Origin of the sequence: Antarctobacter jejuensis, from assembly GCF_052266595.1 — a bacterium.
In the GTDB taxonomy this organism is placed as follows: Bacteria; Pseudomonadota; Alphaproteobacteria; order Rhodobacterales; family Rhodobacteraceae; genus Antarctobacter; species Antarctobacter jejuensis.
Genome location: NZ_JBQQXJ010000010.1, coordinates 80,616 through 96,076, shown reverse-complemented (window position 1 = coordinate 96,076; position 15,461 = coordinate 80,616). Strand labels below are relative to the sequence as shown.

16 protein-coding genes are annotated in these 15,461 nt (G+C 64.3%); 15 read left to right on the top strand and 1 reads right to left on the bottom strand.

The annotated features are described in order from the left end of the window. The first annotated feature begins 67 nt into the window (after nucleotides 1-67). The 7 genes from ACTXGA_RS15500 (at nucleotide 68) to ACTXGA_RS15470 (ending at nucleotide 7,081) form a co-directional block, all read left to right on the top strand. On the top strand, nucleotides 68-1,780 hold the full coding sequence (locus tag ACTXGA_RS15500; RefSeq protein ID WP_443395175.1) for an ABC transporter substrate-binding protein: 1,713 nt from the start codon (nucleotides 68-70) through the stop codon (nucleotides 1,778-1,780). Between the two features lie 101 nt (nucleotides 1,781-1,881). Beyond that, entirely contained in the window at nucleotides 1,882-3,369 is a 1,488-nt protein-coding gene (gene glpK / locus ACTXGA_RS15495; RefSeq protein WP_443395173.1) for a glycerol kinase GlpK, read from the top strand. Between the two features lie 37 nt (nucleotides 3,370-3,406). Next, nucleotides 3,407-4,573, top strand: coding sequence for an iron-containing alcohol dehydrogenase (locus ACTXGA_RS15490; RefSeq protein ID WP_443395171.1), 1,167 nt, complete (start codon nucleotides 3,407-3,409; stop codon nucleotides 4,571-4,573). A gap of 132 nt (nucleotides 4,574-4,705) precedes the next feature. Continuing rightward, nucleotides 4,706-5,533 carry an NAD(P)H-binding protein gene (locus tag ACTXGA_RS15485; RefSeq protein ID WP_443395169.1) on the top strand — a complete coding sequence of 276 codons (828 nt, stop codon included), beginning with the start codon at nucleotides 4,706-4,708 and terminating at the stop codon, nucleotides 5,531-5,533. Between the two features lie 30 nt (nucleotides 5,534-5,563). Then, the gene (locus tag ACTXGA_RS15480; RefSeq protein WP_443395167.1) at nucleotides 5,564-5,992 is read left to right on the top strand and encodes a DUF4345 domain-containing protein; all 429 of its coding nucleotides are present in this window, start codon (nucleotides 5,564-5,566) and stop codon (nucleotides 5,990-5,992) included. 58 nt (nucleotides 5,993-6,050) lie between these two features. After that, nucleotides 6,051-6,554 carry an anthrone oxygenase family protein gene (locus ACTXGA_RS15475; RefSeq protein WP_443395165.1) on the top strand — a complete coding sequence of 168 codons (504 nt, stop codon included), beginning with the start codon at nucleotides 6,051-6,053 and terminating at the stop codon, nucleotides 6,552-6,554. Between the two features lie 17 nt (nucleotides 6,555-6,571). Then, nucleotides 6,572-7,081, top strand: a complete 510-nt coding sequence (locus tag ACTXGA_RS15470) for a P-loop nucleotide/nucleoside kinase family protein (protein WP_443395163.1) — start codon at nucleotides 6,572-6,574, stop codon at nucleotides 7,079-7,081. A gap of 299 nt (nucleotides 7,082-7,380) precedes the next feature. Here the strand turns inward: ACTXGA_RS15470 and ACTXGA_RS15465 are convergent, their stop codons facing one another. Next, nucleotides 7,381-8,487 carry a PQQ-dependent sugar dehydrogenase gene (locus ACTXGA_RS15465; RefSeq protein WP_443395161.1) on the bottom strand — a complete coding sequence of 369 codons (1,107 nt, stop codon included), beginning with the start codon at nucleotides 8,485-8,487 and terminating at the stop codon, nucleotides 7,381-7,383. A gap of 151 nt (nucleotides 8,488-8,638) precedes the next feature. On the opposite strand from ACTXGA_RS15465, the gene ACTXGA_RS15460 reads away from it, so the two are divergent. From ACTXGA_RS15460 to ACTXGA_RS15425, 8 genes are all read left to right on the top strand, one after another. Beyond that, complete coding sequence (locus ACTXGA_RS15460) at nucleotides 8,639-9,823, top strand: ABC transporter substrate-binding protein (protein ID WP_443395159.1); 1,185 nt, start codon at nucleotides 8,639-8,641, stop codon at nucleotides 9,821-9,823. A 95-nt stretch (nucleotides 9,824-9,918) separates the two neighbouring features. Further along, nucleotides 9,919-10,704 carry an ABC transporter ATP-binding protein gene (locus tag ACTXGA_RS15455; RefSeq protein ID WP_443395157.1) on the top strand — a complete coding sequence of 262 codons (786 nt, stop codon included), beginning with the start codon at nucleotides 9,919-9,921 and terminating at the stop codon, nucleotides 10,702-10,704. A 142-nt stretch (nucleotides 10,705-10,846) separates the two neighbouring features. Further along, nucleotides 10,847-11,674 (top strand): ABC transporter ATP-binding protein, encoded by an 828-nt coding sequence (locus ACTXGA_RS15450; RefSeq protein ID WP_443395155.1) that lies wholly within the window; start codon nucleotides 10,847-10,849, stop codon nucleotides 11,672-11,674. 4 nt (nucleotides 11,675-11,678) lie between these two features. Further along, nucleotides 11,679-12,056 carry a hypothetical protein gene (locus ACTXGA_RS15445; protein WP_443395153.1) on the top strand — a complete coding sequence of 126 codons (378 nt, stop codon included), beginning with the start codon at nucleotides 11,679-11,681 and terminating at the stop codon, nucleotides 12,054-12,056. Further along, nucleotides 12,053-12,451: a hypothetical protein gene (locus tag ACTXGA_RS15440; RefSeq protein WP_443395152.1), complete on the top strand. Its 399-nt coding sequence runs from the start codon at nucleotides 12,053-12,055 to the stop codon at nucleotides 12,449-12,451. The genes ACTXGA_RS15445 and ACTXGA_RS15440 overlap by 4 nt, the downstream gene beginning before the upstream one ends. 103 nt (nucleotides 12,452-12,554) lie before the next feature. Then, entirely contained in the window at nucleotides 12,555-13,565 is a 1,011-nt protein-coding gene (locus ACTXGA_RS15435) for a branched-chain amino acid ABC transporter permease (protein WP_443395150.1), read from the top strand. After that, nucleotides 13,562-14,854: a branched-chain amino acid ABC transporter permease gene (locus ACTXGA_RS15430; RefSeq protein ID WP_443395148.1), complete on the top strand. Its 1,293-nt coding sequence runs from the start codon at nucleotides 13,562-13,564 to the stop codon at nucleotides 14,852-14,854. Before ACTXGA_RS15435 ends, ACTXGA_RS15430 begins: the two co-directional genes overlap by 4 nt. Before the next feature lie 363 nt (nucleotides 14,855-15,217). After that, a complete protein-coding gene (locus ACTXGA_RS15425; RefSeq protein ID WP_443395146.1) occupies nucleotides 15,218-15,451 on the top strand; it encodes a hypothetical protein in 234 nt (77 codons plus the stop codon). Nucleotides 15,452-15,461 lie beyond the last annotated feature (10 nt).

The window sequence follows — 15,461 nt, the reverse complement described above, 5'->3', positions numbered from 1 at the left end:
GGGATTCGAGGAGCCCGGGCAATGCTCTGACTTTCCTCGATAAAAATGGTACCATGGGAGGATACCAATGAACCTTAAGCTTAGATCCACAACAGCGGCGCTGCTGATCCTTGCGGGTCCGGCATTCGCCGACATGGACGCGGCCCGCGCGTTCCTGGATGCAGAGATCGGCGATCTCTCATCCCTGCCGCGCGACGCCCAAGAGGCGGAGATGCAATTCTTCGTCGACGCGGCCAAGCCGTTCGAAGGCATGGAAATCAAGGTCGTCTCGGAAACGATCACCACGCATGAATACGAATCGCAGGTGCTGGCGCCCGCCTTCACCGCGATCACCGGCATCAAGGTCACCCATGACCTGATCGGCGAAGGCGACGTGGTCGAAAAGCTGCAGACGCAAATGCAGTCCGGCCAGAACATCTATGACGCCTATGTCAACGACTCCGACCTGATCGGCACCCACTGGCGCTATCAGCAGGTGCGCAACCTGACCGACTGGATCGAGGGTGAAGGCGCGGACGTTACCCTGCCGACGCTGGACCTCGACGATTTCATCGGCCTCAGCTTTACCACCGGGCCGGATGGCAAGGTCTACCAGATGCCGACCCAGCAGTTCGCGAACCTCTACTGGTTCCGCTACGACTGGTTCAACGACGAGAAGAACAAGGCCGACTTCATGGACCAGTTCGGCTATGAACTGGGCGTTCCGGTCAACTGGTCTGCCTATGAGGACATCGCCGAATTCTTTACCGGGCGTGACCTCAGCCACATGGGCGTGGATGGCGACATCTTCGGCAACATGGACTACGGCAAGAAAGACCCCAGCCTTGGCTGGCGCTACACCGACGCGTGGATGTCGATGGCTGGAATGGGCGACGTGGGTGAACCCAACGGCCTGCCGGTCGACGAATGGGGCATCCGCGTGAACGACCAGTCGCAGCCGACCGGGTCCTGCGTGGCACGCGGCGGGGCGACCAACTCTCCCGCGGCGGTCTATGCCGTGACCAAGGCGATCGAGTGGCTGAACAAGTACTCGCCCCCCGCCGCCGCAGGCATGACCTTCTCCGAGGCAGGCCCGATCCCGGCGCAAGGCAACGTGGCCCAGCAGATGTTCTGGTACACCGCCTTTACCGCGGACACGGTCAAGCCCGGCCTGCCGGTCATGAACGAGGACGGCACGCCCAAGTGGCGCATGGCCCCCTCGCCGCATGGTGTCTACTGGAAAGAAGGCCAGAAGGTCGGCTATCAGGATGCCGGTTCCTGGACCCTGATGAAATCCACGCCCGAGGACCGCGCCAAGGCGGCCTGGCTCTACGCCCAGTTCGTCACCTCCAAGACCGTGGATGTGAAGAAGTCCCATGTGGGCCTGACCTTCATCCGCGAATCCACCGTGCAGCACGACAGCTTTACCGAGCGCGCGGACAAGCTGGGCGGTCTGGTCGAGTTCTATCGCTCGCCGGCCCGCGTGGCATGGTCGCCGACCGGCACCAACGTGCCTGACTACCCCAAGCTGGCACAGCTGTGGTGGCAGAACATCGGTGACGCCATGTCCGGCGCCAAGACCCCGCAAGAGGCGCTGGACGCCCTCTGCGCGGATCAGGAAAAGGTGCTGGAGCGTCTGGAACGCGCCGGTATCCAGGGCGACATCGGCCCCAAGCTGAACGAAGAGCGTGACGCCCAGTACTGGTTCGACCAGCCCGGCGCGCCCTACGCCAAGCTGGCCGAAGAAGACGAAGAGCCCCAGACCGTCAGCTACGATGAGCTGATCAAGTCCTGGCAATAAGCCTTCCTCCCGCCGGGGCCCTTCGGGGCCTCGGCACCTCTTTACTTCCCAAAAAACACCACGGGTGGCCCACCCGACACACACCTTGAGGAGCCGCGCCCATGACGCATGTTCTTGCCATCGATCAGGGAACCACATCCACGCGGGCCATCCTGTTTGACGGCGCCCTGTCGGTCATCGCCAGCGCGCAGGAAGAATTCACACAGCATTTCCCGGCCAGCGGCTGGGTCGAACACGATGCCGTCGACCTGTGGTCGACCACCGCCGCCACCTGCCGCGCCGCCATCGAAAAGGCGGGCGTAGGGGTCGAGGATATCGCCGCCATCGGCATCACCAACCAGCGCGAAACCACCCTGGTCTGGGACCGCAAAACCGGCAAACCGATTCACAACGCCATCGTCTGGCAGGACCGCCGCACCTCCGACATGTGCCGCGCGCTGAAAGAGGACGGCTTTGAGGAGGTCGTGACCGAACGCACCGGCCTGTTGCTGGACCCCTATTTCAGCGGCACCAAATTGGCCTGGCTCTTGGACAACGTCGAGGGCGCGCGCGCCCGCGCAGAGGCCGAGGAACTGGTGTTCGGCACCGTGGACAGCTGGCTGGTCTGGAACCTGACCGGCGGCGCGCTGCATGTGACCGACGCGACCAATGCCGCGCGGACCATGCTCTATGACATCCGCAAAGGCCGCTGGTCGCAGACCATCTGCGACCGTCTGAACATCCCCATGTCCATGCTGCCAGAGGTCCGCGACAGCGCCGATGATTTCGGCCAGACCCGCCCCGATCTCTTTGGCCGCCCGATCCCGATCCGGGGCATCGCGGGCGATCAGCAGGCCGCCACCGTGGGTCAGGCCTGCTTTCAGCCCGGCATGCTGAAATCCACCTATGGCACCGGCTGTTTTGCCCTTCTCAACACCGGCGACACGCCAGTTCGGTCGAACAACCGCCTGTTGACCACCATCGCCTACCAGTTGGACGGCGAGCCGACCTACGCGCTCGAAGGCTCGATCTTTATCGCGGGCGCGGTGGTCCAATGGCTGCGCGACGGGCTGAAGATCATTCGCGACGCCAAGGAAACACAGCCGCTGGCCGAACGGGCGGACCCGGCGCAGGACGTGGTTCTGGTCCCCGCCTTCACCGGCCTCGGCGCGCCCTACTGGAACGCCGATTGTCGCGGCGCGGTCTTTGGTCTGACGCGCAATTCCGGGCCAGAGGAGTTCGCCAAGGCCGCGCTGGAAAGCGTCGGTTTTCAGACCCGCGATTTGTTGGAGGCGATGAAATCCGACTGGAACGCCGAGGCAGAGGCCGCCACCCTGCGCGTCGACGGCGGGATGAGCGCGTCGGACTACGCGATGCAATTCCTGTCCGACATCATCGGCGCACAGGTCGACCGGCCCAAGGTGCTGGAAACCACCGCCATGGGCGCGGCCTGGCTGGCCGGACAAAAGGCGGGAATCTACCCTTCGCAGACGGAATTCGCTGCAAGCTGGGCGCTGGAACGCAGCTTTGAGCCGCAGATGCAGGATGACACGCGAAGCGCGAAATACGCCGCCTGGAAACGCGCCGTCGACGCGACGATGCGCTTCTAAGCCCAAACCATCACGCCCTGACCACAGGAGTTCCGGCATGACCCCATTTGGTCTGACCACCCCGCGCCAGATGCTGTTCGGGCGCGATTGCCGACTTGACGCCGCGCAGCACGTCGCGGCGCTTGGCCAGCGTGTTCTGCTGGTGCGCGGCCGCTCTGTCGCTTGGGTCGATACCCTCGCCGCCGAGCTCCGCGCCAAGGGCCTGACGGTGACTGAACATTTCTCGAACGGCGAACCCACGCTGGACCTGCTGCGGGATGGGCTGACGCAGGCGCGCGCAGCGGCGCCGGATTGTGTGGTGGCCGTGGGCGGCGGCGCGACCATCGACTATGGCAAGGCGCTGTCGGCGCTGATCCGGTCAGACAGCGATCCGGCCACGCATCTTGAGGTGGTCGGAGAGGGCCGGCCCATCGGCCCGGACCCCCTGCCCCTTGTCGCCCTGCCCACCACCGCAGGCACCGGCGCGGAGGCCACGAGAAACGCCGTCATCACCGTGCCGGAGGCCGCGGTAAAGGTCAGCCTGCGCGACAACCGCATGGTGCCCGACTTGGCAATCGTGGACCCGGCGCTGACCGATGGCGCACCGAAGGGCCTGACGCTGGCCACCGGGCTGGATGCCATTACGCAACTGATCGAAAGCTATCTCAGCATCCGTGCGAACCCGCTGAGCTATGCGCTTTGCGCGGGCATGATCCCCGATGCCATCGCCGCCCTCGCCCGTCTGATGCAGGAGGAGGACGCCGATGCCCGCGACACGCTGGCCAAGGCCAGCTTTCTCAGCGGCATCGCGCTGGCCAACGTGGGGCTGGGCATCGTCCACGGACTTGCGGCGGTCATCGGCGGCCACGGCGGCGCGCATGGCGCGATCTGCGGCCGTTTGCTGCCCGCGGCGCTGGAGGTGAACCAGCGCGCCCTGCGAGACCGGGGACAGGACGCTGCGCGCGTGGCACAGGTCGATGACTGGCTGAAGACGCTGGACCCGGAGGCAGCAACGGGCACCCTCGCCCTGCGCCGCTTCATGGACCGTAACGGGCTGGAGACGCTGGAGGCCCTTGGCTGCCCCAAGGACAGCCATCCCGACACCGCCCGGGACGCGCTAAAGGCCTCTTCAACAAAATCCAACCCGGTCGTTCTGACCCTCGAAGAGGTGCTTGACCTGCTGACCCGCACCGCAGCGCCACTGGCCAACCTGCGCAGCCGCTGATCAAGGGGCCGACGAGGCCCTGACCGCTGCGGGCCAGCTTGGCGGCCTCGGTCAAAACCATGGCAGGCGCGGTCAAGAACGCGACAGGCGGCAGAGGCTATCCCTTGGGGACCAATCCCAAGGAGAGATCCCATGTCCGACAAACCCATCCTCGTCATCGGCGCAAGCGGCAAGACCGGCAGCCGCGTCGCCCGCAAACTCGAAGCCAAGGGCTTGCCCCTGCGCCGTGGTACGCGCCGGTCCGCCACGCCCTTCGACTGGGACGCGCCCGAAACTTGGGCCCCGGCCCTGCGCGGGACCCGCGCCGCCTATGTCACCTACTTCCCCGACCTCGCCTTTCCGGGTGCCGTGGACAAGCTGGAATCGCTCTGTGAAACGACCCATGACGCAGGGGTCGAGCACCTTGTCCTGCTGTCCGGCCGGGGGGAGCATCATGCCCGCTTGGGTGAGCAGGTTGTCCGCGACTCCGGCGTCGATTTCACCATCGTCCGCGCCGCGTGGTTCGCGCAGAACTTTTCCGAAGGCTACCTGCGCGATCCGATCCTTGCCGGTGTGCTGCCCATGCCGGGCGGCGATATCGCGGAACCGATCATCGACATAGAGGACATCGCCGACGTGGCCGTTGCGGCCCTGACCGAGGATGGCCACAAAGGCGCGCTCTATGAGGTGACCGGACCACGCCTGATGACATTTGCCGAGATGGCAGCCGACCTGTCGCAGGCCACCGGGCGCGAGATCCGGCACATCCCGATCACCTTTGACGACTTCCACGCCAATATCGCGCAGGCGGGCGGTGATTTCGTGGCCGATGTCTTTACCGCCATCGCCCGCGAAACACTGGACGGGCGCAATGCCCGCACCAGTGACGGAGTGATGCGCGCGCTGGGCCGCCCACCGCGCGACTTTGCCGATTTTGCTCAGGACGCCGCCCGCGCCAATGCCTGGGCCGACGCGGCCTGATCCGCGCCTTGCACATCGAAAGGAGATACCATGACCCTTACCCTGCTTGAAAAAACCGCGCTGGGCCTGTCCGGCGTCACGGCGCTTGGCATCGGCGCCTTCATCCTTGCCGCCCCGCAGGCGTTTTACGCCAGCTACGGCATCACGCTGGGCGATGGTGCCAGCCTGCTGAGCGAGTTGCGCGCCCCGGCGGCCGGTCTCGCCGTCTTTGGCGCGCTGATGCTGGCCGGTATCTGGCGCGCAGCCCTGACCCCTGTGGCCATCACGGCTGCCCTGACGGTGTTTCTTGCCTTTCCGGCTGGGCGGATTGTCGGGCTGGCTGTCGACGGGATGCCATCGGGTGGCATCATCGGTGCCCTTGGCATCGAATTGGCCATCGCCGCGCTATGCCTCACCGCCTTTCGCCGCCGCCTATGGCGGACGGACAGAGGTCACGCCACGGCGCGTCCTGCGCACTGACACGCTGGCGGCGGCATCCCCCGGCCGCCGCCATTCACAAATCCCAAAGGAAATCCCCATGTCACCGTTTTTCAATGTCCTGATGCCCTTCGCCGTTCTTGCCTACGCGCTGGTCGGGGGCGTCTTTCTCGCCTTTTCGGACTTCATCATGCGCGCCCTGTCGCTGACGGGTGGCGCAGGCGGGGTCGAGGCCATGCAGGTCATCAACCGCGAGGTGTTCCGCTGGGTCTTCATGGCCCTCTTTCTCGGCCTTGCCGGTCTGTCGCTGTTCCTGACCGGTTACGCCGCGATCAGCCTTGGCGGGTCTGCGGCCATCCTCATCGGCATGGCCGGACTGGTCTACCTGCTGGGGTGCTTTGGCGTCACCATCGTCTTCAACGTGCCGATGAACGAAGCGCTGGCGGGCATGGACCTGTCGCAGAAGACGACTCGCGCCTATTGGACAGGCACCTACCTGCCGCGCTGGACCTTCTGGAACACGGTCCGGACGGTTGCCTGTGCGCTCTCTGCCGCGCTGTTGCTTTTGGGGCTGCTGTCGCTGACACAAGCGCAGACCGCTTGACGAAGGAGAGTTCCGGTATGTCCAGAACCCCCGCCCCCGCGACGCTTCATCTGCTTTGCGGCAAGATCGCGTCGGGCAAATCCACCCTAGCCACTGATCTGGGCAGGGCCAAAGGCACCGTGATCATCCGGGAAGACGACTGGCTGAGCGGGCTATTCGGCCCCGAGATGACCTCTGTTGCCGATTACGTCCGTTACACGGCGCGTTTGCGGGATGTCATCGGCCCGCATGTCGCCGCGCTGTTGAATGCGGGCGTCTCCGTGGTGCTCGACTTTCAGGCCAACACAGTCGAGGCGCGAAGCTGGATGCGGGGGATTGTCGATCAAACCGGCGCGGCGCATGTGCTGCATTTCATGGACGTGCCAGAGGAGGTCTGCCTGCGCCGCCTGCGGACGCGCAATGCGGGTGGGAAGCATCCCTTCGCGGTAACAGAGGCGCAGTTCCACCAGATCTCGCGACACTTCGTGCCCCCCTCACCCGAGGAAGGATTCACCCTGCGGATTCACCGACCGGACGAAGCGCCGTGAACGGTCCCGCGCCTCACACTCGATGCCGCAGCAGAAGCGCCCGCCACGGAGCCAAATCTCCGGGCGGGACGCATCTATTATTCTGGCTGATCTTCAGCCAATTTACCGAAGAACGGCGGCCGCCGGTCGGATCATGTCGCCGGGGTGTCAAACCCGGCGCTCTCGGGGCGTCGCCCCCTCGTTCCGCGGAGATCGAAAGGCCCCCGAGAGGGGCGTTGATCCGGTTTTCGGTGGTACCGCGGGCAAAGATGCAGCGCAGGTCTTAACCAATCCCGACCGCACCGCGCGCCCCGTCCGTTTCAGCCGTTTTCCGCAGGCACCAGACGGTAGAGCGTCCCGTTGCCGACGCTGAGGAACCACAGGGCGCCATCCGGCCCCTGCGCCACGTCGCGCACGCGGATCGTCTCATCGCTCTTGATCTGTTCGACCTCGGTCAGGGGATCGCCCGCCATGCGCGAGATATAGTCGAACTTCAGCGACCCGACGAAGGCGTTGCCCTGCCATTCAGGCACGCTGCCATCGTAGAAGGTCATGCCAGAGGGCGCGATGGAGGGATCCCAGTAGTAGACCGGCTGCGCCATGCCTTCCTTTTCGGTGCCTTCGCCGATCTTGGAGCCGTTGTAATTCACTCCGTAGGAGATCACCGGCCAGCCATAGTTCACCCCGGCCTTGATCCGGTTGACCTCATCGCCACCCTTGGCGCCATGTTCCACGGTCCACAACTGCCCCGATCCGTCCAGCGCCGCGCCCTGCGGGTTGCGGTGGCCCCAGCTCCAGATCTCGGGCAGGGCATTGTCGCGGTCGACAAAGGGATTGCCCGGCACCGGCTCGCCATCGCGCGAGATACGCAGGACCGACCCGTTGTGCATCGAAAGATCCTGCGCCTTGTCGCCGTCGCCCCTGTCGCCGACCGTCACATATAGATGTCCGTCCGGCGCTTCGACGAGGCGCGAGCCGAAGTGAAAGCCGCCGCCTGTTCCGCGCGCGATCTCGAAAATCGTGCGCCCGCTTTCCAGCCTGTCGCCATCCTCGTTCAGGCGGGCGCGGTAAACCGCCGTTCCGGAGCCGCGAAAGCCCTGCCGCTTGGCATAGGTAAAGAAGACCTCGCGAGACTGGGCAAAGTCGCGCGGCACCATCACGTCCAACAGACCGCCCTGCCCCTGATCGACCACGCGCGGCGTGCCCCGCACCTCGACCCGTTCACCGTCCCGAACCAGAAGCAGACGCCCGTCCCGTTCAGTCACGAGGATGCCGCCGTCCGGCAAAAAATCGAACGCCCAAGGTATATCCAGCCCCTCGACGACCGGATCGGCTGTCATTGGTCCGGCGCCGGTGGGAACCGAGTCGGCCATCAGCGGCTGGGCCAGACCCAACGCAAGAAAGATTGTTGCAAAATCGCGGACCATGACAACACCTCCTGTCTTTCCAGCCATATGGCGGCGCAACCTTCTGCGACAAGGGGTTGACGCAACTGGAAGCCACAGGATCGGTCTTTTCTTTTCCAAAAAGCCTGAATAGGCTCCGGCCAGGACGTCAGATCCACCTAGGGAGTTACAAATGAAGAAACTGTTGATGGCCACCACGGCCTGCGCCCTGACTGCATCCGCAGCTTTTGCCGGCAGCCATGCCAGCGAAGCGAAGATCGGCATCATTCTGGGGTTCACCGGCCCCATCGAATCCATCACCCCCGCCATGGCCGAAGCCGCCGAATTGGCGATCGCCGAGATCAACGACTCCGGCAAGTTCCTGGACGGCGTGACGCTGACCGGGTCGCGCGCGGATTCGACCTGCATCGACGCCGCAGCAGCAACCGCCGCTGCCGAACGTCTGGTCTCTGAGGGGATCGTCGGCATTATGGGCGCCGACTGCTCTGGTGTGACCGGCGCGATCCTGTCGAACGTGGCATTGGCCAACGGCATCCCGATGGTGTCGCCCTCCGCCACCTCGCCCGCGCTGTCGACCGCCGAAGACAACGGCCTGTTCTTCCGCACCGCACCGTCTGACGCGCGTCAGGGTGCCGTTCTGGCAGAAATCCTGCAGGAAAAGGGCATCAGCGAAGTTGCTGTGACCTATACCAACAACGACTACGGCAAGGGCTTTGCAGATGCCTTTGCATCGTCGTTCGAAGGCACCGTCACCCTGTCGGCCCCGCATGACGACGGCAAGGCAGACTACTCGGCCGAAATCGGCGCTCTGGCGTCGGCTGGCGGCGAGGCGCTGCTCGTTCTGGGCTATACCGACCAGGGCGGCAAGGGCATCATTCAGGCGTCCTACGACACCGGTGCCTTTGACCTCTACGTGATGGGCGACGGCATGTACGGCGACACGCTGTTCTCGGAACTGGCGGACGCGCTTGAAGGCTCGATCGGCACGGTTCCGTGGGCACAGGGCGCTGGCGCAGATGCGTTTGCCTCGATCACGGCAGCGGCAGGCATCAACGGTGACAGCTCTTACACCCGCGAATCCTATGACGCGGCAGCCCTGATGGCGATGGCCATGATGAAGGGCGGCGCAGCAACCCCCGAGGCAATCGCCGCCAACCTGCTGGATGTGGCCAACGCTCCGGGCGAACCGATCCTGCCGGGTGAACTGGGCAAGGCGCTGGAAATCCTCGCAGCCGGTGGCGACGTGGACTATGTCGGCGCATCTGGCGTCGAGCTGATCGGACCGGGTGAAGCGGCGGGCAGCTACCGTCACTACACCATCACCGGTGGCGCAGCCGAAACCGTCGAGTTCAAGTAAACCGACACATCGCACAAGAGCAGCCCGGAACCCCCGGGCTGCTTTTGCGCATTTCGGGTGACGCCCTTCGGGGCGGCATTCATGGGGGTATATCCTTGATCAAGGTGGAAAACCTGCACCGTCACTTCGGTGCCTTCCGGGCCGTCGACGGCGCCTCACTGGAAATCGCGACGGGCTCGATCACCGGGCTGGTCGGACCGAACGGCGCCGGCAAGACGACACTCTTCAACGTGATTGCGGGCGAACTGCCGCCGACCAGCGGCAAGGTGACGATGGACGGTGAGGACATCACCGGCCTGCCGCCGCACGAGCTGTTCCACAAGGGACTGCTGCGCACCTTTCAGATCGCGCATGAATTCAGTTCCATGACCTGCCGGGAAAACCTGATGATGGTGCCCGGCGGCCAGTCGGGCGAAACGCTGTGGAACACGTGGTTCGGTCGCAAACGTATCGCCGAGGAGGAACGCACCCTGCGCGCCAAGGCCGACGAAGTCCTTGAATTCCTGACCATCTCTCATCTGGCGGATCACCCCGCCGGGGCCGTTTCCGGCGGTCAGAAAAAGCTGCTGGAACTTGGGCGGACGATGATGGTCGACGCCAAGATCGTCTTTCTGGACGAGGTCGGCGCCGGTGTGAACCGCACCCTTTTGATGACCATCGCCGACACCATCGTGCGCCTGAACAAGGAGCGCGGCTATACCTTCTGCGTGATCGAGCACGACATGGATTTCATTGGCAAGATCTGCGACCCGGTGATCGTCATGGCCGAGGGCAAGAAGCTGGCCGAAGGCACGCTGGACCAGATCAAGGCCAACGAGCAGGTCATCGAGGCCTATCTTGGCACGGGTCTGAAGAACAAGGATCAGGTGGCCACGGTATGAGCGACGTGCAGAACATCCCGCCCCGGAGCGTACCCGGACATCGGGGGCTCTGCCCCCGTCTCCCTTTGGTCGACTCCCCCGAGGTATTTGAAAACCCAAAGAAACACGACCTGCGGTCCCGTCCATTCCAGGGAGGGCGGACATGAGCGGCAATCCCTATCAGAACGACCGCGGCAACAAGGATGCCTCGATCACCAAGCGCGGCGGCGAAGGCACGGTGGATCCCACCCGCCGGTCGGGCAAGGTCACGGAGGCGCCGGGCGGCCCCTACCTGATCGGTGACACCATGACCGGTGGCTATGGCAAGGGGCCCGACATCCTGCACGACTGCACCATCGCCGTGGACAAGGGCGAGATCGCGGTCATCGTCGGCCCCAACGGCGCGGGCAAATCGACCGCGATGAAGGCTGTCTTCGGGATGCTGGACGTGCGGTCCGGCGCGGTGCGGCTGGATGGCAAGGACATCACCGCGCTGACGCCACAGGACCGCGTGGCGCAGGGCATGGGATTTGTCCCGCAGACCTCCAACATCTTCACCTCGATGACCGTCGAGGAAAACCTGGAGATGGGGGCGTTCATCCGGCTGGACGATTTCCGCAGCACGATGGAGCAGGTCTATGAACTGTTCCCGATCCTCAAGGAAAAGCGCCGCCAGCCGGCGGGCGAATTGTCAGGCGGTCAGCGTCAGCAGGTGGCCGTGGGCCGCGCGCTGATGACCCAGCCCAAGGTTCTGATGCTGGACGAACCCACCGCCGGGGTATCCCCCATCGTGATGGACGAACTTTTTGACCGGATCATCGAGGTGGCGCGCACGGGCATTTCCATTCTGATGGTGGAACAGAACGCCCGGCAGGCGCTGGAGATCGCGGACAAGGGCTATGTGCTGGTTCAGGGCCGCAATGCCTATACCGGCACGGGCAAGGAACTGCTGGCCGATCCCGAAGTCCGCAAATCCTTTCTGGGGGGCTGAGCGGATGCGGGCCGCCGAGGGAACGGTTCTGGGCGCGGCTGCCGCGCTCAGCGCGCTGGCCGGTGCGGTGCGCGCCGCGTCGTTGGAGTATGACTGCCTGTTGACGCGCGACGATGCCAACCTGCGGCTGAGTTTCACCTTTGAGCCTGCGTCTTTTGCCCCGGCACTGGATCCCGCCGACCCGCCCAGGCGGCAGGTCAGCCGGGTCACGGTCGAGGGGGCGACATTCGAGGCAGAGGCCCTGCTGACCGGCGACGGCACGCGCGGTTTCTGGGCCGCCGGGCGTGGCCTGATGTTGACGCGGGCACCGGATGGCGCGGCGCGCCTGACCGATGATGCGCACGCGGCCCCGTGGCATGGCCATTGTGAGGAGGCCCCATGAGACAGCGGATGTTCTCTTTCGCCGTGGTCCTTTTGCTGGCGGCGCAGGCCGGTGTCGCCGAGGGCGTCGACATCATCGAGGAACCGGGCGAGGCCCGGATGCTGTGCGAATACACGGTGGAATGCCTTGATGAAGAGGAGTGCACCTTTGCGCAGTTCGGCCATGAACTGGACCTGCCCAAGACCTTTCCCGGAGAGGCCACCATGCTGCTGGGGACCGGCGATGCCAAAGGTCAGGTGGGCGAGGCGAACGGCGCGCTGGTGCTGACGGCGACCGATCAATACGGCAGCTACATGTTGACTCAGAAGATGGACGGGCAGGCCCGCCTGAGCGTCCATTTTGTCGAGCCGCTGACCGTTGTGACCTATCACGGCAGCTGCGAGTTCATCGAATGAAGCGTGCGGTGCGTTTCCCCAACGCGGGCAAGACCGCCGCACGGACCAACACAACAAGAGCGCCCGGAGTAACCGGGCGCCGTCAGGACGAGGACAACGACTGATGGATTTCCTCAACGCCATCGTGGCGCTATCCAACTTCGTGATCATCCCCGCGATGGCCTACGGCAGCCAGCTGGCTCTGGGCGCGCTGGGGGTCACGCTGATCTACGGGATCCTGCGGTTCTCGAACTTTGCCCATGGCGACACCATGGCGTTCGGGACCATGGTGACGATCCTGTTCACTTGGCTGTTCCAGTCCTGGGGCATCAGCCTTGGGCCGCTGCCGACGGCGCTTCTGGCCATTCCCTTCGGGATTGCCGGGACCGCCGCGCTGGTGCTGCTGACGGACAGAGCCGTCTATCGGTTCTACCGGGCACAACGGGCGAAACCCGTGGTTCTGGTGATCGTCTCCATCGGGGTGATGTTCATCTACAACGGGGTGACGCGCTTTATCCTCGGGGCCGATGACCAGCGGTTTGACGATGGGGAACGCTTCATCATCAATGCGCGCGAATTCAAGACAATGACCGGGCTGGACGAAGGGCTGGGGATCAAGACGACCCAGGGCCTGACGGTGATCACGGCGGTGATCGTCGTGGCGGCGCTGTTCTGGTTCCTTGGCAAGACCCGCACCGGCAAGTCCATGCGCGCCTATTCCGACAACGAGGATCTGGCGCTGTTGTCCGGGATCAACCCCGAACGCGTGGTCATGGTGACATGGGTGATCGTCGCCGCGCTGATCACCGTGGCGGGCGTTCTTTACGGCCTCGACAAGTCGTACAAGCCCTTCACCTACTTCCAGCTGCTGCTGCCGATCTTTGCCGCTGCCATCGTCGGCGGGCTGGGCAGTCCGCTGGGGGCGATTGCGGGCGGGTTCACCATCGCCTTTTCCGAGGTGGCGATCACCTATGCGTGGAAAAAGGTGCTGGTCTACCTGATGCCCGAAGGGCTGGAGCCTTCCGGCCTGGTCCAACTGATGGCCACAGAATACAAATTCGCGGTCAGCTTCATGATCCTCGTGGTGGTGCTGCTGTTCAAGCCCACAGGTCTGTTCAAGGGGAAATCGGTATGAGCCATCATTTCCGTACCTTCGCGCTGTTCGCCCTGGTTGCCGTGCTGATCCTTGGCACCGGTGTCTTGCAAAGCTGGGACCTCGCGCTTGTCATTCTGAACATGGGCCTGATCAGCGCGATCATGGCGCTGGGGGTGAACCTGCAATGGGGCATCGCCGGTCTGTTCAACGTCGGCATCATGGGATTTGTCGCCGTCGGCGGCATGGCGGTGATGCTGACCTCCTATGCCCCTGTGCCAGAGGCATGGGCCGCGGGCGGCGCGCGGGCGCTGCTGGCGCTGGTCATTGGCGCGGGCACAATCATCGGCGCGGTGGTCCTGTGGAAGAAGACCGGCAACCGCTGGCTGGTGGCGGCCGCGATCGTCATCGGGTTCATCGTCTACCGTCTGGTGCGGGACCCTGCAGTAGACGCCATCGAGGCGGTCAACCCGGCCGGCACCGGTTTCCTTGGCGGGCTTGGCCTGCCTGTGGTGATCGGCTGGATGGCGGGTGGTCTGGTGGCTGCGGGGGCGGCGTGGATCATCGGCAAGACCGCTCTGGGCCTGCGCTCTGACTACCTTGCCATCGCGACGCTGGGCATCTCCGAAATCCTGCTGGCGGTGATGAAGAACGAGGAATGGTTGACCCGGGGCGTCAAGAACGTCACCGGCCTGCCCCGCCCCGTTCCCGATCCGCTGGAACTGCAGAACGATCCCGGCTTTGTGGAATCCGCCGCCGGTTGGGGGCTGGATGCCACCGCCGCCTCGACCCTCTATATCAAGCTGGGCTACACGCTGTATTTCACCGCCGCGCTGATCTTGCTTCTGGTGCTGGCGCAGCTTGCGCTGAATTCGCCCTGGGGCCGGATGATGCGCGCGATCCGCGACAATGAAACCTCGTCGCGGGCGATGGGCAAGGATGTCACCTTCCGCCACTTGCAGGTCTTTGTGCTGGGTTCTGCCATCTGCGGCATTGCCGGCGCCATGATGACCACGCTGGACGGCCAGTTGATCCCAACCAGCTACCAGCCGCTGCGCTACACCTTCCTGATCTGGGTGATGGTGATTGTCGGCGGATCGGGCAACAACCTTGGGGCGGTGCTTGGCGGGTTCCTGATCTGGTTCCTCTGGGTGCAGGTGGAAACCGTCGGCCCGGCCTTCATGACGTGGATCACAAGCTGGATGGCGGATGATTCCATGCTGAAGGCCCACCTGCTGGACAGCGTGCAGCACATGCGCCTGCTGACCATGGGGGTCATCCTGCTGGTGGTCTTGCGGTTCTCGCCGCGCGGGCTGTTGCCGGAACGTTGAGGTGAAACCCCGTGCCGCCGGTTCCGTGAAGCGCTGGCGGCACGGGACGCCGAAGCGCGCCCCCAAGAACCAACCGATTCTCTCCACAAACCCCATTCGCCGCATGACACCGCGTTCCGATCCCGGATCGCGGTGTTATTCGTGATGCCCGCAGAATGGGCAACAAGCCGCCTGAACTTGCGCATTGGAAATAGATCGACCGCATTTATCAATCAAAGGTTTAGTGAGCTTGGGACCGCCAACAACCCAGACTGGAACGCCTCCTACTTTGGCACATGCGGCAGACTGACGCTTTATTGAGCGTCGTGGAAAAGATACATTTCAAATCTGACGGAGGGGGAGTCCGTGCAGAAGGAGCGCAACATGGACTGGCATGAGCTATCCGCGAACTGGGACAACATGGTATCCCGGCTTGAGGGACACTTTCCCCGCATTGATCGAAGCCGTCTGGCGGAACGCCCCCGCGACAGCCGCGCATTGACGCATCACATCGCGGACATGCACGAACTGACAGTGAGCGAAGCCCGCGAAGCGCTGCAGGATTTCATCGAGATCGAAGGTCTGGCGCGGCGCGCCACCGAACTGACAGAGGACTGAGCGCGCGGCG